We start from the raw sequence: 18,090 nt of genomic DNA, 5'->3' as shown, positions 1-18,090 counted from the left end.
CCATGGACTGTCTGTTCTGCAAGATCGTGGCGGGGGAAGTTCCCGCGCGCAAGTTCTATGAAGACGAGGAAGTTGTCGCGTTTCACGATATCGGCCCGCAGGCGCCGGTGCACTTCCTGGTCATCCCGAAAAGGCACATCCCCACCCTCGAGCACCTGACCGAGGCCGACCGGCCGCTGGCAGGCCATATCCTCTTCACCGCCCAGCGCCTGGCGCGCGAGCAGGGCTGCGCGGAAGGCTTCCGTGTGGTGATGAACTGCAACGACCTTGGCGGGCAGACCGTGCACCACATCCACATGCACGTGCTGGGTCAACGCCAGATGCATTGGCCGCCGGGCTGAATCCCTGCTGGCGCTGCGACATCGCAGCCCGTCCGCAACATCCTGCTATCAGCGCACTTCCGGTAAACTGGTGCGATCTTTCGTTTCCGGAGGTGCGCCATGTCCGCCGACCGCCACTATTCGCCCATCGACCGTTTCCTGCTGCAGGCCGACTCCGCCCTGCGCACCCTGCTGCCGTTCAGCGGCCAGCCGGCACGACCGTCGCCGGCCATCGTGGAGCCCGACGGCGAGCTGAGCGAGGAAGACACCCGCCACATCGCCGGCCTGATGCGCATCAACCATACCGGCGAGGTCTGCGCCCAGGCGCTGTACCAGGGCCAGTCGCTGACGGCCAGGCTGCCGGAGGTCCGCGAGGCAATGGAAGAAGCCGCCGAGGAGGAGATCGACCACCTGGCCTGGTGCGAGCAACGCATCCGCCAGCTGGGCAGCCGTCCCAGCGTGCTCAACCCGATCTTCTACGGCCTGTCGTTCGGCGTCGGCGCCGCCGCCGGCCTGGTCAGCGACCGCGTCAGCCTGGGCTTCGTCGCCGCCACCGAGGACCAGGTATGCAAGCACCTGGACGAACACCTGGCGCAGATTCCCCAGGAAGATCGGAAGTCCCGCGCCATCCTCGAGCAGATGCGTGTCGACGAAGAACAGCATTCGAGCAACGCCCTGGCCGCCGGCGGCCTGCGCTTCCCGGCGCCGGTGAAACTGGGCATGAGCCTGCTGGCCAAGGTGATGACCAAGAGCACCTACCGCATCTGAATCGCCCCCATGAAAAAGCCCGCTCGAAGCGGGCTTTTTCTTATCTTGCGGGTCCTGCGGGCGATCAGTGCGGCATGTTGCGCGCGTAGAAGATCTCCAGCATCTCGTGCCTGAGCCGCTCGGTGACCTGCTCGCGCTGCTCCGCCGAGAGGTTGCGGGTGGCGTCGCCGAACAGGTAGTTCTCCAGTTCGAAGTCCTTGAGCAGCATCTTGGTGTGGAACAGGTTCTCCTGGTACACGTTCACGTCGGTCATCTGGTAGGCCTCGCGGGTGTCGTCGGAGAGATAGTTCTGGATCGAGTTGATCTCGTGGTCGATGAAGTGCTTGCGCCCCTCGATGTCGCGGGTGAAGCCGCGGACCCGGTAGTCGACCGTGACGATGTCCGAATCGAACTGGTGGATCAGGTAGTTGAGGGCCTTCAGCGGGGAGATCACCCCACAGGTGGATACGTCGATGTCCACGCGGAAGGTCGCGATGCCGTCCACCGGATGGATTTCCGGGTAGGTATGCACGGTGATGTGGCTTTTATCCAGGTGCGCCAGGATGGTGTCCGGCAGCGGGCCCGGGGACTCTTCGATCTGGCTGTCGGTCGGGGTGACCGGCTGCTCGGAGATCAGGATGGTCACGCTGGCGCCCTGGGGGTCGTAGTCCTGACGTGCGATGTTCAGGATATTGGCGCCGATGATGTCGACAACATCGGTAAGAATCTGCGTCAGACGCTCCGCGTCGTACTCTTCGTCGATGTACTGCACGTAGGCCTGGAGGTCTTCGGGCGTCTCGGCGTAGCAGATGTCGTAGATGTTGAAGCTCAAGGTCTTCGTCAGGTTGTTGAACCCGTGGAGCTTGAGTTTGCTTTTCACCGTGGGGAACTCTCTCGGTTGCGTGCGGCTCTGCCGCAGGGTTGGGGCATGCCCGTCAGATGCGAACGACGCACCTGCGTAGGACGGTTAACACCTCTTCGCGATGGCGATTGTGGTTTGTTGAGTTGCACGGGCGCCGGCTGGCGCCATTGGTCGCCCGACCGGGATGGCTCGGGAAACGTCTATCAGACCGGAAGAAACTTCCGAACTGAAGGGCCGCCCGACGAAACTGCGCGGCACGAAAAAAGGGGCGCATTATGCAGAGCCGATCGAGCCTCCGCCAGAGTTTGCGCCCCTTTTATGATGACCGGATGTCGTCTCAGCCGAGTTCGACGATCTCGTAGTCGTGGGTGATCTCCACCCCGCCGCGGCCGAGCATGATCGAGGCCGAGCAGTATTTCTCCGCCGACAGTTCCACCGCGCGCTTGACCTGGGCCTCCTTCAGGCCGCGACCCTTGACCACGAAGTGCACGTGGATCTTCGTGAACACCTTGGGCTCTTCGTCGGCCCGCTCGGCCTCGAGGAAGGCCTCGCAGCTTTCTACCGGCTGGCGCGCCTTCTTCAGGATGCTGACCACATCGAAGTTGGTGCAACCGCCGAGGCCGATCAGGACCATCTCCATGGGCCGCACGCCAAGGTTGCGTCCGCCGTGATCCGGCGGACCGTCCATCACCACCACGTGGCCGCTACCGGACTCGCCGAGGAACATCGCCTCGCCCGCCCACTGGATACGCGCTTTCATCGTTCAGACTCCCGCCGGCAAAGGGCGCCAGCTTAGCACAGGGCCCAAGGACAGTACGGGATCACAGTCCTGATAGCTGCGTCGCAAAATCACATCAACCTTCATGGCCCGTCTGTTAAGCTGGACCCGGTTTACTGGCACACTTTCCGATCTGCCCGGTTGGGGGGAGCTCTCCGCTGAGCTCCCGGGCCCTGGCAGGTCTCTTCATAAGAACTCAAAAAAACATTGCCTTGCACGTCAGGCATATTCTTTATTCTTTCGGGACTCGGGCATGGTAGCTATTACCCACACACCCAAACTCAAACACCTCGACAAGCTGCTCGCACACTGTCACCGCCGCCGCTACACCGCAAAGAGCACCATCATCTATGCCGGCGACCGCTGCGAAACGCTGTTCTTCATCATCAAGGGTTCGGTCACCATCCTCATCGAGGACGACGACGGCCGCGAAATGATCATCGGCTACCTCAACAGCGGTGATTTCTTCGGCGAGCTGGGCTTGTTCGAAAAGGAAGGCAGCGAACAGGAGCGCAGCGCCTGGGTTCGCGCCAAGGTGGAATGCGAGTCGCCGAGATCAGCTACGCGAAGTTCCGCGAACTCTCGCAGCAGGACTCCGAGATCCTCTACACCCTCGGCAGCCAGATGGCCGACCGCCTGCGCAAGACCACCCGCAAGGTCGGCGACCTGGCCTTCCTCGACGTCACCGGTCGTGTCGCCCGCACCCTGCTGGACCTGTGCCAGCAACCGGACGCCATGACCCACCCCGACGGCATGCAGATCAAGATCACCCGCCAGGAGATCGGCCGGATCGTCGGCTGCTCGCGGGAGATGGTCGGCCGCGTGCTCAAGAGCCTGGAGGAACAGGGCCTGGTGCACGTGAAGGGCAAGACCATGGTGGTCTTCGGCACCCGCTGAACAGCACCCATGAAAAAGGCCGGTCGCAACCGGCCTTTCTCATGGGGTTCGACAGCGCGGATCAGTCAGGATCGGCGCCCAGCACCACGCCGCCACGCTCCTGGAAGAACAGGCGCTTCAGCTCCAGGCCAGGATCGTCGGCGCGCATGAACGCCTCGCCGACCAGGAAGGCATAGACTTCGCTGACTTCCATCAGCTCGACATCGGCGCGGTTGAGAATGCCGCTCTCGGTCACCACCAGACGGTCGCGGGGAATCTCCGGCAGCAGGTCGAGGGTGGTTTCCAGGCTCACCTCGAAGGTATGCAGGTTGCGGTTGTTGATCCCTACCAACGGCGTGTCCAGGGTCTTCAGCGCACGTTCCAGCTCGGCGCCGTCATGCACCTCGACCAGCACGTCGAGGCCGACCGATTTCGCGGTCGCCGCCAGCTCGCCCATCAGCATGTCGTCCAGCGCCGAGACGATTAGCAGGATGCAGTCCGCGCCGATCGCCCGCGCCTCGACGATCTGATACGGATCGATCATGAAGTCCTTGCGGATCACCGGCAGCGCGCAGGCCGCGCGCGCTTCCTTCAGGTACGCATCGGCGCCCTGGAAGAAATCCACATCGGTGAGTACCGACAGGCAGGCCGCGCCGCCCGCCTCATAGCTGCGGGCGATCTCCGCCGGAACGAAGTGCTCGCGCAACACGCCCTTGCTCGGCGAAGCCTTCTTGATCTCGGCGATCACCGCCGGCTCCTTGCGCCTGGCCCGCTCCAGCAGGGCATTGGCGAAGCCGCGCGGCGCATCGGCGCTACGCGCCAGGCGCTCGACCTCGGCCAGATTGACGCGCGCGCGGCGCTCGGCGACTTCCTCGGCCTTGCGGGCAAGGATCTTCTGCAGAACCGTCGGCACACTCACTGTGCGTTCTCCTCTCTGTAAACGGCGGTGAAGGCCACCAGCTCGTCCATCTTCTCCCGCGCCAGCCCGGTGTGCAGGGCGTCGTGGGCCAGTTGAATGCCCTCGTGCAGGCTGGTCGCCAGATCGGCAGCGTACAGTGCCGGGCCGGCATTCATCACGATCAGCTCGGCAGCCTTCTGCCCGGCCTCGGTCTTGCGCCGGCCCAGGGCATCACGGATCAGCTCCAGCGACGCCTGCGGACTGTCGACCTCCAGGCCCATCAGGGTCTGGCTCTTGATCCCGAAGTCCTCGGGGCGTACTTCGTACTCGCGTACCTCGCCGTCCTTCAACTCGGCGATGTGGGTCGCCGCGGCGAGACTGAACTCGTCCAGCCCGTCGCGCGAATGCACCACCAGCACATGCTCGCTGCCAAGGCGCTTGAGCACCTCCGCCAGCGGCTTGCACAGCTCCTGGGTGAACACCCCGACCACCTGGTGCCTGACTCCGGCCGGGTTGGTCAACGGGCCAAGCATGTTGAACAGGGTCCGCAAGCCCAGCTCGCGGCGCGGACCGGCGGCGTACTTCATCGCCTTGTGGTGGACCTGGGCGAACATGAACCCGACGCCGACGGTGTCGATGCAACGCGCCACCTGTTCGGAGGTCAGCTCCAGGTAGATGCCGGCGGCTTCCAGCAGGTCGGCGCTGCCGCTCTTGCCGGAAACCGCGCGGTTACCGTGCTTGGCGACCTTGCCGCCAGCGGCGGCGACCACGAAGGACGCCGCCGAGGATACGTTGAAGATGTTCGCCCCATCGCCGCCGGTGCCGACCACGTCGACCACATGCTTCAGCGTAGGCAACTGCACGCCGTCGGCCAGTTCGCGCATCACCGCCACCGCGCCGACGATCTCGTCGATGGTTTCGCTCTTCATCCGCATGCCCATCAGGAAGGCGCCGATCTGCGCGTCGGTGCACCGGCCGGTCATGATCTGGCGCATGACCGCCTGCATTTCCTCGGTGGTCAGGTCGAGCTGGTTGACGATGCGATTGAGGGCTCCCTTGATATCCATCTCAGTTGCCCTCCCCACGCACGCCGCCCCGCTGGCGGAGGAAGTTGGCCAGCAACTCGTGGCCCTGCTCGGTGAGGATGGATTCGGGATGGAATTGCACGCCCTCGACGTTCAGGGTCTTGTGCCGCACGCCCATGATCTCGTCGACCGAACCGTCGTCGAGCTGGGTCCAGGCGGTGATCTCCAGGCACTCCGGCAGGCTCTCTCGCTTCACCACCAGCGAGTGGTAGCGGGTCACCGTCAGGGGATTGGCCAGGCCGGCGAACACGCCGAGGTCCTTGTGGTGGATCGGGCTGGTCTTGCCGTGCATCACCTGCCGCGCCCGCACCACTTCGCCACCGAAAGCCTGGCCGATGCTCTGGTGGCCAAGGCAGACGCCGAGCAGCGGCAGCCTGCCGGCGAACCGCTCGATCACGGCCAGCGAGACGCCGGCCTCGTTGGGGGTGCAGGGACCGGGGGAAAGGACGATGCGCTCGGGCGCCAGGGCCTCGATCTGTTCCACGCTCAGTTCGTCGTTGCGCACCACCTTGACCTCGGCCTTGAGTTCGCCGAAGTACTGCACCAGGTTGTAGGTGAAGGAGTCGTAGTTATCGATCATCAGCAGCATGCTGGCTGTAACCTCTTGATTTCATTCTTATGCGAATCGCATCACCCGGCTTTCGCCACACCCGTTTCCCGGCGCGCACGCGCAGGAAGGGAGAGTGGATCGTCGGCATTATGCCTGTGCAAAACGGGGGACGCAGGGAGACGTGACCGGCCAGGCCGGCGAAGAAGAAGTCAGGCGCGCCAGCGCCAACGGGCGAATGCCTTGATGAGGGAGGTGATGATGCTGCTGAGGTGGATCACGATAGCGGTCTCACGAAGCCATGTTGGGGAACATAGCCCAGTGGGGAGGATAGGTGCAACAGCGGGATGTCGAGAAGAGCGCCGGCCGGAGCGGCCGGCGCAGGGGATGCTACTGTCAAGACAGGCTTCGGGGTGGCGCTGAAGCCTGCTTGCATGACGGGCGGGTTCAAGGAAGTGGATATCGCCCCTTGATCTCTTCTACCTTGGCGATCCAGCCAGAGTAGTCCGGCTCGGTGCCGGCCTTGATCGCATCGAATTCAGCCTCGGTCTTGAGCGGGTCACTCTCTGTCCGGTAGGCACAGGCTCTCGCAACAATCACTGCGTCGTGCTCGGCCTTCTGGCGCTGCTGCACCTGCTGCTCGGCGGTTATTACTTTACTCCAGTCGATCATCGCGGCAACTCCACCGGGCCGTCGGCCTCGATAAGCATCGGTTCAGGAAAGCGGGCGGCTGAACTGGCGTTCTCAGCCAGCGGGAAGCGTAGGGCCAATTCGAGGCGCCCGGCGCGGCGCATAACAGAACCGACGAACCACTCCGACTCGATCGCCTCGGACGGTAGTTCACCTCCATTTGGAAGCGGGGTGAAATCGAATAACTGCCCGTTCACAGTGAGCGTATCGCCAGCTCTAACCAGCGAGAGGTGCTCGTCGCTACCAGGCAGCGGAGCATACGGTGACAATGTAATGATCATCAGAACCACCTTCCCACACACGAAAAGAGCAAACGGTTTGTCCCCAGGTTTTCTGAGAGGATGAACGTCAGCGCATTGCCGTTGGCATACGCAACCCTGATGCCGTTGTTTGCCGCCGGGTTGAATGAGTGCGAAGCCCAGCTAACCGAAACCCCAACTGCCCAATCGCCTGTAAACGTCGCGGGTAGCGTCAAGGTGTAGCCCTGTCCGGCCACACGATCATTCGCGCCGAGCAGGCTCACGGTGCATACCTGCGTCCCGTTGGCGAAGCGCTCATACTGTCCGTTCGCGTTGCTTCCACGCTCCATGATCGCCCCAATGGGCGCTCCACTGGACTGCGCCACTGCACCCAGCAACTGCGCATCGGAGAGCATACGGACCCATGCTTGCCAATTGCCGGCGACCTTCCGCCGGAAGTAGAGAATGTTCGAAGTTCGGGGAATGAACAGCTGGTAGGCGGTACTGGCGTCATAGACGTTCTGGTAGATAGCGGAGCCGATCGGGTTCAGTGCGTCGATACCCGGCGGCAAGTTGGACCACGGTCCCAGTCCAATCCCGAAAAAGCCGCACTCGTTGGGGAGCGCATTCGAGTCGGCGTACGAACGAGTAAACGCCATTTGCGAAGTCACGCCTCCCAGATACCGTAATGCGTTAGCCGCGGTAGACGCGCCATTGAGGGCACGACCGACTTCAGTGATCCCCATGTCGACCTGCGCTTGTGAACCTGTCGACGCGATCGCCCACGGTTTTACGGCCGCCAGAAGAGAACCCCACTGGTTGTTGAGATCGCGAAACTGGTCCGCCAGCGCCTTCGGGTAACCCTGCACCGGTGTGATCGAATAAGCCTGGGCGGTGGCACTGGCCCCCTGATAGGCGGGCTTGATGGTTAGCACGGTGGCGCTGGCGACATTGCCGATCTCGTACCAGCGGCCATCCGGCCCCCTGAAGGCATCGCCGGCGCGCGCATTGGCGCTGAAGGCGGTGCCGCTGCCGGTCACCGTGTCCGAATTGGGGACGACGGAAACCGTGCCTGTGGAATACCAAGGCATGACATTCTCCAGATAATTAAAAAGCCCGCGAGCCGCGGGCTTGGTCAGGTTCTACCCCGAATCATGGCGCTTCGGGAGTCGCTCGCACAGGCAATGAGTGGCTCGCCTTGACCGCTTCGACCTTGGCGATCTAGGCGCTGTAGTTCGACATGGTGCCGAGCTTGAACATACCACTTCCAATCATCCAGGCACGGTTTGGGACAAAAGAGATCGTGCCCAATGGAATACCAAGGCATATTATCTCCTCATAACCATTACATATCATACGAGGCAAAAAGAGCTGTCCACATATGAGATTGATATGGAGGAGATGAGAGCCTGCTCAAAAAATAAAGATACAGTGTCGACGGCTCGCTCGCTATCTGCCCTACCTGCATCCAAACCTCGTCATACTTACCAAATCTCCCCACAGATCCAGCGAGAGTATTAGCCAAAAAAAAAGACCGCGCCGGCCTACCAACTTTATATATTAACCATGTATGATGTATTCTACCTGCCGGAGTAAAATTTGACTCCTGCGAAAGAAACTTGACCAAAGGGTAACCGCTGTCATACACGATCTCGCCACTTTTTCCATTTCGAATACGAATACCTACGAGCTCATTTGATTTCTCTACTTTGGTCGAAGCAGCAAACCAATCACCAGAGCATGGCATGGGTGCAATACCAGAGCCGTTTTCGTTGACCCAGCCAAGCCACATGGAAAAACCGGTCCATTCCCCAGGCCTTCCCGTCAGGGAAAACCCCCCCATCATTACATAGGCAGAGTTAAAACGCAGAAAGATCAGAGGAGGCTCCACACTATTTATAGGCTTGGAAAACGCCACAACGTGATCATCACCCAACACGTAATTACTTGAGTCGAAACCACCCTGGCGCGTGACCATATAATTATACGAAGCGTCGGAAATTTGAATCTGTCCTGCACTCCCCCTAACTCTAAAACCAACGGGCATCATCTATACCTCACGACAATCAAAAGCCATGGCACTTTTCCTCCATCACTGGCGAGCGTCCACACCACACTACCAGTCTCTACCTTGACCCAAGGCATATACCTATAAACTGATGAACCATATGAGGGAGGAATGAAAAAAGCACCATATTCAGTAGGATTCACGCCTGGAACCTCAACTCGCCCAGGCAACTGAACAATGATTTCCTCTTGGTACACCACACTAACGGTAAAGTCACCTATATCCAGCTTCGAAGTACCAGTTCTTGCGTCCCTCAGGCGAAGCCCAACAGTCATGCCAGCTCTCCGATTTCAATTACCAAGATTCCGCTCTGCGTATCGTAGTATCGATCATAATTTGGGCGTAAAACTCTACGGAGACCAGTTTCCTCACCATTAAGCTCAAAGCTCCCAGACTTATCAATACGCCACCCCCGAGTGCCGGATTCATAGTTTTCTGACTGAAGCGAATCTTCTATTTTTGCGCTGGTTATTGAGCCATCTTTGATGATCGCGCTATTGATGAATATCTTCCCACCGACGATCGAAACCGGAGCAGCAACAGCCCCACTCGAACTATCAAAAAAGATAAACCGATCCGCCTGAAACGCCATGGTCGACACACTGGTTCCACTGTCGAACCCCAGCTGCCACCCCGCCGCATACTTCTGCCCGTTGGCATGCGCCTGGAGCTTCACGCTGTACATCGCCTTGACGTTGCCATCCAGCGAGGCGACCGCCTGGGAGGTGGTCTGGATCGCCGCGCTATTGGTGTCGGTGCGCGCCTGCACGGTGTCGATCCGCTGTGCGAGGGCGCTGTCGGCGTTGGCGCGGGCGGTCTGTTCGCTCTGCAGACTGGCTGCGGTGCCACCGATAGAGGCCGAGAGCTTGTCCAGACGTTGCGCGGTGGCCTGGCGATCGCTGGTCGCGACCCGTTCCACCGTGGCGATTCGCCCTTCGGCATCGGCGGTGCGCGCCTCCAGTAGCGTCGTGCGAGTGGCCTGGGCCTCGTTTTCGGTGGCCCGTACGGTTTCCTCCTGGGCTGCCCGGGCAACGGTCTTCCAGCCGCGCAGGGCATCGGCCATGGCGCCATTGCCGTCATCCGCGTCGTCACGGGTCGCCGCCTGCAATACGCCAAGGCGCGATGCCTGGGCGGTAAGGCTGCCGTCGAGTTCGCTGATTTCAGCGGTATGGCTCGCCACCTGCTGCGCCAGCCCGTTGGCGGTTTCCAGCGACTGGCCGATATCGGACCAGTAGGCCGCGTTCGGCGGCGCCGTCTTCGCCGGCACAGCCTTCAGGGCCTGGTACAGCCGCTGCCCCTGTCGCACCATGTCGTTCTTCGCGTAGACCTTGGCCGGGTCGTACAGCAGAACGTCGGCGAGGTCGCCGACCTGCTTCTGCAAGCCGCCGATATCCACCTGCATCCGCTCGATATCGGAGAAGAACTGCTGGCCCAGCGCCGACTCGACGTACTCCTGGGTGATCAACTGGTTGTATTCGCTGGCGTCACTGGAGCTGGTGCCGGTGACCCAGTTCGACCAGGCGCCGACGTTGCCGCTACGGTCGATCAAGCGACCGCGGAACGCCAGCCGTTCGCCGGCCGGTATCGGCGATACCAGGTGGGTATTGCCTGGGTAGGCGAACAGGCCCAGCGCCCGTGCGGTCTCCTCACTGCCGCCGGGCGTGGCGGACTGCTGGATCTCGGTGTAGGCGGTGTCCGCCGCGCCGCTGGCCGGGAACCCCCACTCCAGGCCGATGCGCCAGGGACCGGCCACGCAGCGCAGGTAGGCCAGCGCCGGCGGCGGCGTGGTCTTGCCCTCGAGAGCGGTTTCCACGCTGCTGGCGTAGACCGAGCCGACCTCCATCACGTTCAGCGCGCGCACCCGCACCAGGTAGCGACCGGCATAGATGCCCGGCACGTCGAAACCGAGCGCCGAGGTTCGCGGCACCCGCACCCAGTTGCCCGAGTCCTTGCGCCATTCGGCCTCGTAGGCCACCGCGTTCGGCGCGGCGTCCCAGGAAGCCGACAGGCTGGTCACCGCCAACCCCTGGTCGACCTTGGTGAAAGCCTTGATCCGCACGTTCTGCGGCGGCGCCTGCACACCCGGCGGAATGCTGGTGACCGGCGGTGCCTCGATGCGCGCACCGTTGTCGATGGCGTCGAACTTGCTCGCGTTGTGCTGCAACGCGGTGATCTCGAAGAGATTGTCCTCCGGCCGGGTGATGCTCATGATGCGGAAGCGCTGGGTGGTCAGGCTGTTGCTCTGCAGCGCCCACTGCCCCTGGGGCCGAGGCGTCTCCGAATAGGCGGCGGTCACGCTCAGCACACGGCCGACCACCGACTGGACGGTGCGCGCCTCGGCCTTGCCGTTCGGCAGGTTGACCAGCAGGCGATCGCCGGGCCGCGCCTCGACGTCGCGGTCGAGGGTCAGCGCGCGGCCATCCACCGCGCTCAGGCGTCCGCCAATCTGCTTACCGGACTTGACCGGGTCGGCTACGGCGATGATCTTCCCCGGCGCCAGCCCGCGGCCATCCATGCCGGTACGGAAGGTCACCGCGTCCTGCTCCAGCTCCTCGGTCAGCAGCGCCCACTGGCCACGCCGCTGCGCCTCGCCCTCGGAGGTGCAGCCGATCGCGGTGATCTCCAATTGACTGATGCCGTAGCGGCGCTGCGCGCGGTCATTGTTCACCGCCACCGGCTGGCTCTGGTAGCCGTTGCCCGGATTGTCGTAGTTGACCAGGGCCAGGGTGTGACGGTCGCGCTGGCGGCTGCTGCTGTAGTTGAAGTGGCTGCCGTCGTCGCCGCGCACGGTGTTCGACGGCGAGAAGGTGTAGGCCTCGTCCTCCGGCATGTCGGCCACCGCCACCATTTCCGCGCCGGACCAGTAGGACATGCCGCGGAAGATCGCTGCCAGGTCGCGCAGCACGGTCCAGGCTTCGGCGCGACTCTGCAGGTACAGGTTGCAGCTGAAGCGCGGCTCCTGGCCGCCCTTGCCGTCGGGTACCGACTGGTCGCAGTACTGGGCGATGCGGTACAGCGACCACTTGTCGACCATGCTCGCGTCGATCCGCCGACCGAGGCCGAAGCGCTTGTGCAACACGATGTCGTACCAGTGCCAGGCCGGGTTGCTGGTCCAGGCCGACTTGAACGAGCCGTCCCAGGTGCCGCTGTAGCTACGGGTCTGCGGATCGTAGTTGCTCGGCACCCGCACCCGCCGGCCGCGCGCTTCCACCGATATCTGCGGAATGCTCTGGAACTGGCTGGCATCGAACTCGACGAACAGCAGCGCGGTGTTCGGGTAGCGCAGCTTGGCGTCGATCACCTCGGTGATCGCCTCGACCCGCATGGTGTCGGCGATGCGGTTGTTGTTCTGGTTCGGCGTCAGGCGGCGCACGCGCACCTGCCAGCCGCTCCGCGCCTCCGGCAGATCGACACGGTGGGAGCGCTCGTAGCGGCTGGTGGACTTGTCGTCCAGCGAAGCCTTCAGCGCTTCCTGCCAGGCACCGCCGTCGACGGCGATGTCGATCGCATAGTCGATTCGGTAGCCGACCACGTCACCGTTTTCCTGCTGGCGCTGGATAGCCGGCCAGGACAGGCGCAGGCGCACCGCCGAGAGCTGGGTGTTGCTCACCGCGCGGACCCAGGGCGCGTCACTCTTGAGCTCGACGCCGACCGCCAGTTCGTTTTCCACGGCGGGCACACCGGCAATGTGCTCCTGGTCCACCGAGCCCGGACGGAACTCCCAGGTCACTCCGGGGAAGTTCACCGAGCCGTCCGCCGCCAGCAGCGGCGTATCGTCCAGGTAGATCGAACGGCCGTCGACGCCACCGTCGAACTCGCCTTCGCCCAGTGCCAGGAGAATCTTCGCCCGCGCGATCGAGCGCACCGAGTCCGGCATCTCCACCGGCTGGCGCGGCTTCTTGCTGCCACCCTTGTGGCCCGTGATGGTCTTGTTCATGACGTTCCTTCAGGCAAAAAAACGCCCGCGCATGGCGGGCCTGTTACGGCGTTGCCGGCTACAGCCGGTCCTCGGCATAGATGCCGGCGCTGATCACCGCGCCGCCGATGCGACGCTTGCCGTAGAGCACGCCGACCGGATGGCCCTGGGCGATGGTGTTGACCGGGCCGCCGAAGGCATAGCTGGGGGCGTTCTCGGGGGCCTCGCGGCCTTTCAGGCCCTTGGGTTGGGGACTGAGCATCTGCATGACGCCGCCCGCCAACATGCTGACTCCAACGGTTACCAGGAACGAACTGGTTCCACCGGAGAAGAACGTCGTGAATCCACCCACGACAATCAAAGCAGCCCCCAGAATCGTCTGGAAAAGCCCCGCCTGCTTGCTCCCGATCACCAACGGCACGATGCGGATATCCTCGCGTCCGCGCATGTCCAGTTGCTCGCCGGACAGGTTGGTACGCCCGCGGAACACGGCGAAGGTCAGCCCTTTCGACTCCGCCTCGCGCATGAACGTCTCGAATCCCTCCATGGTGTGCTTCAAGGCACTCATCGCCTCGCGTACCGTGCCGCTTTCCAACAACCGGCCGTGCATGCGGCCGAAGCGCTTGCCCAGAACCCCGTACAGACGGATGGTGGTGAGGCCCTGACTCAGGGTGTCACTCATGGACCTGTTCCTCTCGTGAAGAGCCGATTCCGACGGCTCGCTTGAATATGTCGTTCACTGCGGCATCCGCGTGTGCCGCAAGACCAGGCGCGTGCGTTCGATCCAGGGTCCGCCGAACACGTCTCGGGTCGACAGCCGTCCGTACAGGTGGTGCAGCAGGAACGGCCCGTCGCCGCCGAGCGCCTGGGCCGGCTCGCTGTCCAGGCGCCAGTCATTGCCCAGGTAGATGCCCGCATGGTTGGGGTGCAACGCCCTCCCGACCTGCATCACCAGCATGTCGCCGCGGCGGATCTCGGCCAGCGGCACCGGCCGGAACCCGGCCGCCGCGTAATGCTGTTCGTAGAGGCTCTCGCCGGTTTCCCACCAGCCATCGCGACGCGGATAGTCCGGAAGCTCCAGCCCGGCCTCGCGGCGGTACCAGTCGCGACAGAGGCTCCAGCAGTCGAGCACGCCGTGGGCGAACTCGCGGCCGAGCAGCGGCGCCTGGTAGCCTTCCGGCGCCAGGTGCGCGACATCGCCTTCCGGCCAGGACAGGATCACCCAGGGCAGGCCGTGCAGTTCGCAGCTGACGCGGTCGGCCATGCTCGGCGTGGCCGGAACGTCCGGGTGGCTGTGGACGATGGCCAGGACCTCGCCCTGGTCCTCGGCGGCGCACCAGTCCTGGTGATCGATCACGAAGTGCTCGCTGGGCGATCCCGCGGCGTTGCGACAGGCCAGGTAGCGGCGCTGGCGCGTACCGCGAACGATCAGCCCGCAGCACTCGCGCGGATGCTCGCGGGCGGCGTGCTCAGCGATGGCCCGCTGCAGACTGCGGCTCAGTTCCATGCTCACATCCTGACCAGGCCGGCGCCGGCGAAACCGCCGTGAGAAAGCGGGTTGTCCGCGCCGAAGCGCAGCTTGCAATCGCTGACCCGGCCGCCGCAGCGGTCCAGCGCCGGATCGTCCACCGGATTGCCGTCGGCATCGAACATCGCCGTGCCGGTGTAGTTGCAGTCCTGCCCGCGGTACTCGTTGGTGATGCACCAGTGGCACAGCGAGGTGATCTGCCGTGCCGGGATCTGCTGGCCCTGGAAGTCCGGCGGAGCGGACAGCTCCCAGGTCACCTGGACGCTGTTCTCGGCGGTCTTCTGCTCGAGGAACCAGATGTTCAGGCGCTCCTGGGAGGGGTCGGCCTGCGGGTTGCCTTCGGCGAAGTTGGCCTCATCCAGGTAGTGCGCATAGGTCTCGCGCACGGTCAGGCGCGCGCCTACCAGGCCATCGAAGAACAGGCAGAGCGCGCTGATGCTGCCGTCGATGTTGCCCACGCTAAGGGTCGGCGAACTGGCCCGGCCGTCGCCGCGCTGCTCGAAGCCGCGCGCCTCCAGTGGCCAAGCTTGGTAGGCGTTGCCCTGCCAGTGGATCGGCCCCTGCTGCAGGTGGCCGTGGAAGCGCAGCATCTCGCCGCCGAACCCGGTGCAATCCAGGTCGAACAGACGCACCAGCGCCCCCGGTTCGAGGGCCTGGTCATCGGCTGTGATGGTCATGCTTACCTCACGGGTTGAAGACTTGCTGGAAGGTGGTGCTCAGGGTGAACACGCCGTTGCCGCGCGGCCGCAATTGCCAGCCCTGGGCGCGCACCCGTACCGGTTCGCCAGTGGGCAAGGTCCAGAGGAACGAGCGGTAGCCGCCGTGGCGCTTGAGGAAGTCGCGGATCGGGCCGATCAGCGCGAGATCGCCGGTACGCGAAACCTGCCAGGTCTCGCTGAGGTTGTTCAGCCCGTCGCCGAGCGCCTGGCTGTAGCCGCCGCCGTACTGCACCTGGCGCACCAGTTGGTTCGCCTGGCCGGCGGAATCGATCGAGATGTCCCAGGTAAAGCGTTCCAGATCAGCCATTCACCATCCTCCATACCAGGCCGCCGGGGCGCAGCTCCTGCGCCACCACGTTGCGCGCGGCATCGTTGATCATTCCCGCCAGCTGCTGTCCCGTACCGACGTCGCCGCTGGCCGTCGCCGCACCCTCACGGCTGCCGCCCAGGCTGACGCTGGTGGAGAAATTGAAGACATTGCCCCCCTCGCCGCCGCCGAGCGCGCGCACGCCGAGCACGCCATCGGAACCGCGGCTCAGCGGCATGATGGCTTCCGGCCCACGCTCGCCGATCAGCGCCGGACGACCGCCGGCCATGCTGAACAGCGCCGGCGCGCTCTGGATGCCATCGTTGAAGGCACCGCCCCTGGCGAACCCAGGCATGCCTCCGGCGCGTTGCTTGCTGACCCAGTTGGCCATGTCCGCGCCGGTGTAGTCGGAAATCCGCGAGCCCGCCGTTGCGCCGCTACCGAAGAACCCGCTGACCGTACCGACGATGCCGCCGATGATCTGCAGCGTCGCCTGCCGCGCGGCGATCCGCGCCATATCCTGGATCACCGAGTCGGCGAAATCCTTGAACGACAGCTTGCCCGTGGTAGCAAAGGTGAACAGGGCGTTCTCCATATTGGTGAAGGCGTTGGTAAACAGCGTGTCCATCATTCCCGAAACGTCCTGCGCCTGGTCGCGCAGGCTCGCCCAGGAGGCGTCCATCTGTTCGACCCAACTGCCCACCGGCTTGCCAGCGCTCACCGAAGCATCCGCGCCCGATGCCTTGGAACCATCCCCGGTCTGCCCGGAAGCAGTGGCCACCATCGCACCGACATCCATAGTCGCAGCCGGTATTGGCGCGGCACCCTGGGCTGCGGGAACGCCCGCTGCCGCTTGTCCCGCATCCGAACGGGCCTTTTCCAGTAGGGAGGTATGGGGCTTCTGGCTGGCCAGTTGCGCCTCGGTGATGCCGGCCTTGTCATTCAACCAGCCGAACAGTCCATCCAGAGCGAGCATTGAAAGCTGCCGCGCGGCGATCCGGGCGACATCGTCGATCACCGTCTTGGCGAAATTGCTCAAGGACAGCTTTCCGGTAGTGGCGAAATTGAACAGCGACTTCTCGAGCTTCTCCGACGCGTTCCTGAACAGCTCGTCGGTCATCCCGGAGATATCCTGCAGGGGCACGCGGTAGGCGCCCCAGACACTGTTCATCTGCAACAGCCACTGCTTGAAGACCTGCGACTGGAGCGACGGCTGTTCCTTCTCGTCGTCGCCGGCCTTCGCCAGTCCCTTGCCCGCCTTGTCGTCGACCTTGGGCTTCTCGGTACCGACGCTGGCGACCCAGCCAAACAGCCCGTCCAGCAGCATCAGCGTCATCTGCCGCGAGGCGAGGCGCGCGGCATCGGCGTAGGCGGTCTTGCCCACGTTGGCAAGCGACAGCTTGCCGGTCTCGCTGAGATTGAGCAGCGCCTTGTCGAGCTTGTCGGAGGAGTTCTTCAGTAGTGCTTCGTTGAGCTTGGACAGATCCTGGAGTGGCTCGCGATAGCTCTTCCAGGCTTCGCCCAGCTCCTTCTGCCGGGTCTTCCACTCGGCCAGCACCTTGTCCTGGGCTTTCTGCGCAGGCTTCTTCGCCTGCTCCGCCTGCCGGGTGGTCTTGCCCAACATGTCCAGCGCCTGGTCGAGCACGCTGCTGGCAATCAGCGCCGAACTGTCCAGGCTTTTGCCGATAGCCTTGCCAGCCTTTTCCGCGCGCGCCTCCATGGCGCGCATTTTCTGATCGTTGATCCTGCCAACCTTGTCCATCCCGGCCCTGTACCCTTCGCTGCGAAGGACCAGGTCGAGCGTCAGGCTGCCATTGCTATTCGTGGCCATGATTCATGTCTTCCAGAAAAAGACCCCGCCGCAGCGGGGTGGCCTGTCATGCCCATTGATCCATCGCCTGGTGCAGGGACAGGGGCTGGAGCGCCATATGCGGACGGAACGCGTCGGGATCGGCGTCCGCTCCCAGCGCATGCCCGAGCAACGCGGCGATCCGAGCCAGTGCAAGCTCCAGCCGGTGTCCCGGGTGGAGCGAGCCGCGCTTGTTCAGGTAGGCGACCCAGGCGCGGTACTCGACGTAGCTGAGCCGCTCCTTGGCCTCGGCAATGGTCGACCCGCCGACGCCGTTCAGCACCAGTTCGTGCCAAACCTCGTCGGCGGGGGTCAGTTTTTTTCCGCGTCCTCGACCCGGTTGACCTCACCGACCGCCTGCAGCAGCAGGAAGCCCAGCGCCGGGTCGAGGTCGTAGGCCTGCTCGTAGGTCAGGCTTTCCTCGCCGGACTCGCCGAGGCGGATGCATTCGGCCAGGTAGCGCGCATTGCGACTCTGTTGGTCGCCCTCGGCGGAGAACAGGCGCTCCACCGCGCCGAAGCTGTTGCGTCGGACGTACACCTGGAAGGTGTCGCTGACCGCCCGCTTCTTGCCGGCGGGGACGCGGGTCCAGGTGATGTCCTTGCGCACCAGGGTCGACTCGATGAAGCCGCCCGCCGCGCGAAGATCGTTGAGATTCATC

The 18,090-nt window shown here is 63.7% G+C and carries 19 protein-coding genes and 1 pseudogene; 3 read left to right on the top strand and 17 right to left on the bottom strand.

From position 1 onward, the window contains the following. Positions 1-2: 2 nt before the first annotated feature. A complete protein-coding gene (locus tag PSPA7_RS03800) occupies positions 3-341 on the top strand; it encodes a histidine triad nucleotide-binding protein (RefSeq protein ID WP_012074214.1) in 339 nt (112 codons plus the stop codon). 99 nt (positions 342-440) lie between these two features. Continuing rightward, on the top strand, positions 441-1,088 hold the full coding sequence (gene coq7, locus PSPA7_RS03795; RefSeq protein WP_012074213.1) for a 2-polyprenyl-3-methyl-6-methoxy-1,4-benzoquinone monooxygenase: 648 nt from the start codon (positions 441-443) through the stop codon (positions 1,086-1,088). A 64-nt stretch (positions 1,089-1,152) separates the two neighbouring features. On the opposite strand, the gene speD is transcribed toward coq7, so the two are convergent. Then, positions 1,153-1,947: an adenosylmethionine decarboxylase gene (speD, locus tag PSPA7_RS03790; protein ID WP_003150131.1), complete on the bottom strand. Its 795-nt coding sequence runs from the start codon at positions 1,945-1,947 to the stop codon at positions 1,153-1,155. Positions 1,948-2,266: 319 nt separating this feature from the next. Then, complete coding sequence (locus PSPA7_RS03785; RefSeq protein WP_003085219.1) at positions 2,267-2,689, bottom strand: OsmC family protein; 423 nt, start codon at positions 2,687-2,689, stop codon at positions 2,267-2,269. 271 nt (positions 2,690-2,960) lie between these two features. On the opposite strand from PSPA7_RS03785, the pseudogene crp reads away from it, so the two are divergent. Next, positions 2,961-3,604 (top strand): annotated as a pseudogene (crp, locus tag PSPA7_RS03780) (cAMP-activated global transcriptional regulator CRP). 61 nt (positions 3,605-3,665) lie between these two features. Here the strand turns inward: crp and trpC are convergent. The 15 genes from trpC to PSPA7_RS03710 all read right to left on the bottom strand — a co-directional run bounded on the left by trpC (position 3,666) and on the right by PSPA7_RS03710 (position 18,089). After that, positions 3,666-4,502: an indole-3-glycerol phosphate synthase TrpC gene (gene trpC / locus PSPA7_RS03775; protein WP_012074211.1), complete on the bottom strand. Its 837-nt coding sequence runs from the start codon at positions 4,500-4,502 to the stop codon at positions 3,666-3,668. Further along, positions 4,499-5,548 (bottom strand): anthranilate phosphoribosyltransferase, encoded by a 1,050-nt coding sequence (trpD, locus tag PSPA7_RS03770; protein ID WP_012074210.1) that lies wholly within the window; start codon positions 5,546-5,548, stop codon positions 4,499-4,501. The genes trpC and trpD overlap by 4 nt, the downstream gene beginning before the upstream one ends. A 1-nt stretch (position 5,549) precedes the next feature. Then, positions 5,550-6,155, bottom strand: a complete 606-nt coding sequence (locus tag PSPA7_RS03765) for an aminodeoxychorismate/anthranilate synthase component II (RefSeq protein ID WP_003150133.1) — start codon at positions 6,153-6,155, stop codon at positions 5,550-5,552. Positions 6,156-6,560: 405 nt separating this feature from the next. After that, on the bottom strand, positions 6,561-6,785 hold the full coding sequence (locus tag PSPA7_RS03760) for a hypothetical protein (RefSeq protein WP_012074208.1): 225 nt from the start codon (positions 6,783-6,785) through the stop codon (positions 6,561-6,563). Further along, positions 6,782-7,084 (bottom strand): hypothetical protein, encoded by a 303-nt coding sequence (locus tag PSPA7_RS03755; RefSeq protein WP_041025284.1) that lies wholly within the window; start codon positions 7,082-7,084, stop codon positions 6,782-6,784. The genes PSPA7_RS03760 and PSPA7_RS03755 overlap by 4 nt, the downstream gene beginning before the upstream one ends. Then, positions 7,084-8,133, bottom strand: coding sequence for a pyocin knob domain-containing protein (locus PSPA7_RS03750; RefSeq protein WP_003150136.1), 1,050 nt, complete (start codon positions 8,131-8,133; stop codon positions 7,084-7,086). The genes PSPA7_RS03755 and PSPA7_RS03750 overlap by 1 nt, the downstream gene beginning before the upstream one ends. Before the next feature lie 254 nt (positions 8,134-8,387). Further along, the gene (locus PSPA7_RS31930; protein WP_126593864.1) at positions 8,388-9,092 is read right to left on the bottom strand and encodes a hypothetical protein; all 705 of its coding nucleotides are present in this window, start codon (positions 9,090-9,092) and stop codon (positions 8,388-8,390) included. A gap of 289 nt (positions 9,093-9,381) precedes the next feature. Further along, entirely contained in the window at positions 9,382-13,047 is a 3,666-nt protein-coding gene (locus tag PSPA7_RS03745; protein ID WP_012074206.1) for a TipJ family phage tail tip protein, read from the bottom strand. 58 nt (positions 13,048-13,105) lie between these two features. Beyond that, positions 13,106-13,708: a tail assembly protein gene (locus tag PSPA7_RS03740; protein ID WP_003117974.1), complete on the bottom strand. Its 603-nt coding sequence runs from the start codon at positions 13,706-13,708 to the stop codon at positions 13,106-13,108. A gap of 54 nt (positions 13,709-13,762) precedes the next feature. After that, a complete protein-coding gene (locus PSPA7_RS03735) occupies positions 13,763-14,533 on the bottom strand; it encodes a C40 family peptidase (protein ID WP_003150138.1) in 771 nt (256 codons plus the stop codon). A gap of 2 nt (positions 14,534-14,535) precedes the next feature. Further along, positions 14,536-15,231 (bottom strand): phage minor tail protein L, encoded by a 696-nt coding sequence (locus PSPA7_RS03730; RefSeq protein WP_012074205.1) that lies wholly within the window; start codon positions 15,229-15,231, stop codon positions 14,536-14,538. A gap of 7 nt (positions 15,232-15,238) precedes the next feature. Continuing rightward, positions 15,239-15,580, bottom strand: coding sequence for a phage tail protein (locus PSPA7_RS03725; protein ID WP_012074204.1), 342 nt, complete (start codon positions 15,578-15,580; stop codon positions 15,239-15,241). Beyond that, positions 15,573-17,411, bottom strand: a complete 1,839-nt coding sequence (locus tag PSPA7_RS03720) for a phage tail tape measure protein (protein WP_012074203.1) — start codon at positions 17,409-17,411, stop codon at positions 15,573-15,575. The genes PSPA7_RS03725 and PSPA7_RS03720 overlap by 8 nt, the downstream gene beginning before the upstream one ends. A gap of 46 nt (positions 17,412-17,457) precedes the next feature. After that, complete coding sequence (locus PSPA7_RS03715; RefSeq protein WP_003150141.1) at positions 17,458-17,712, bottom strand: hypothetical protein; 255 nt, start codon at positions 17,710-17,712, stop codon at positions 17,458-17,460. A 29-nt stretch (positions 17,713-17,741) separates the two neighbouring features. Further along, positions 17,742-18,089, bottom strand: a complete 348-nt coding sequence (locus tag PSPA7_RS03710; protein ID WP_003150143.1) for a phage tail assembly chaperone family protein, TAC — start codon at positions 18,087-18,089, stop codon at positions 17,742-17,744. Position 18,090 lies beyond the last annotated feature (1 nt).

Source organism: Pseudomonas paraeruginosa PA7, assembly GCF_000017205.1.
Classification (GTDB): domain Bacteria; phylum Pseudomonadota; class Gammaproteobacteria; order Pseudomonadales; family Pseudomonadaceae; genus Pseudomonas; species Pseudomonas paraeruginosa.
The sequence above is the reverse complement of the archived record's forward strand: the minus strand, read 5'-3'. Positions and strand labels throughout refer to the sequence as shown.

Excerpts from the sequence above, each read along its gene's own strand:
- PSPA7_RS03800 (WP_012074214.1), top strand. The coding sequence starts at position 3 with ATGGACTGTCTGTTCTGCAAGATCGTGGCGGGGGAAGTTCCCGCGCGC.
- coq7 (WP_012074213.1), top strand. The coding sequence starts at position 441 with ATGTCCGCCGACCGCCACTATTCGCCCATCGACCGTTTCCTGCTGCAG.
- PSPA7_RS03785 (WP_003085219.1), bottom strand. The coding sequence starts at position 2,689 with ATGAAAGCGCGTATCCAGTGGGCGGGCGAGGCGATGTTCCTCGGCGAG.
- trpD (WP_012074210.1), bottom strand. The coding sequence starts at position 5,548 with ATGGATATCAAGGGAGCCCTCAATCGCATCGTCAACCAGCTCGACCTG.
- PSPA7_RS03765 (WP_003150133.1), bottom strand. The coding sequence starts at position 6,155 with ATGCTGCTGATGATCGATAACTACGACTCCTTCACCTACAACCTGGTG.
- PSPA7_RS03760 (WP_012074208.1), bottom strand. The coding sequence starts at position 6,785 with ATGATCGACTGGAGTAAAGTAATAACCGCCGAGCAGCAGGTGCAGCAG.
- PSPA7_RS03755 (WP_041025284.1), bottom strand. The coding sequence starts at position 7,084 with ATGATCATTACATTGTCACCGTATGCTCCGCTGCCTGGTAGCGACGAG.
- PSPA7_RS03750 (WP_003150136.1), bottom strand. The coding sequence starts at position 8,133 with ATGCCTTGGTATTCCACAGGCACGGTTTCCGTCGTCCCCAATTCGGAC.
- PSPA7_RS31930 (WP_126593864.1), bottom strand. The coding sequence starts at position 9,092 with ATGATGCCCGTTGGTTTTAGAGTTAGGGGGAGTGCAGGACAGATTCAA.
- PSPA7_RS03745 (WP_012074206.1), bottom strand. The coding sequence starts at position 13,047 with ATGAACAAGACCATCACGGGCCACAAGGGTGGCAGCAAGAAGCCGCGC.
- PSPA7_RS03740 (WP_003117974.1), bottom strand. The coding sequence starts at position 13,708 with ATGAGTGACACCCTGAGTCAGGGCCTCACCACCATCCGTCTGTACGGG.
- PSPA7_RS03735 (WP_003150138.1), bottom strand. The coding sequence starts at position 14,533 with ATGGAACTGAGCCGCAGTCTGCAGCGGGCCATCGCTGAGCACGCCGCC.
- PSPA7_RS03730 (WP_012074205.1), bottom strand. The coding sequence starts at position 15,231 with ATGACCATCACAGCCGATGACCAGGCCCTCGAACCGGGGGCGCTGGTG.
- PSPA7_RS03725 (WP_012074204.1), bottom strand. The coding sequence starts at position 15,580 with ATGGCTGATCTGGAACGCTTTACCTGGGACATCTCGATCGATTCCGCC.
- PSPA7_RS03720 (WP_012074203.1), bottom strand. The coding sequence starts at position 17,411 with ATGGCCACGAATAGCAATGGCAGCCTGACGCTCGACCTGGTCCTTCGC.
- PSPA7_RS03710 (WP_003150143.1), bottom strand. The coding sequence starts at position 18,089 with ATGAATCTCAACGATCTTCGCGCGGCGGGCGGCTTCATCGAGTCGACC.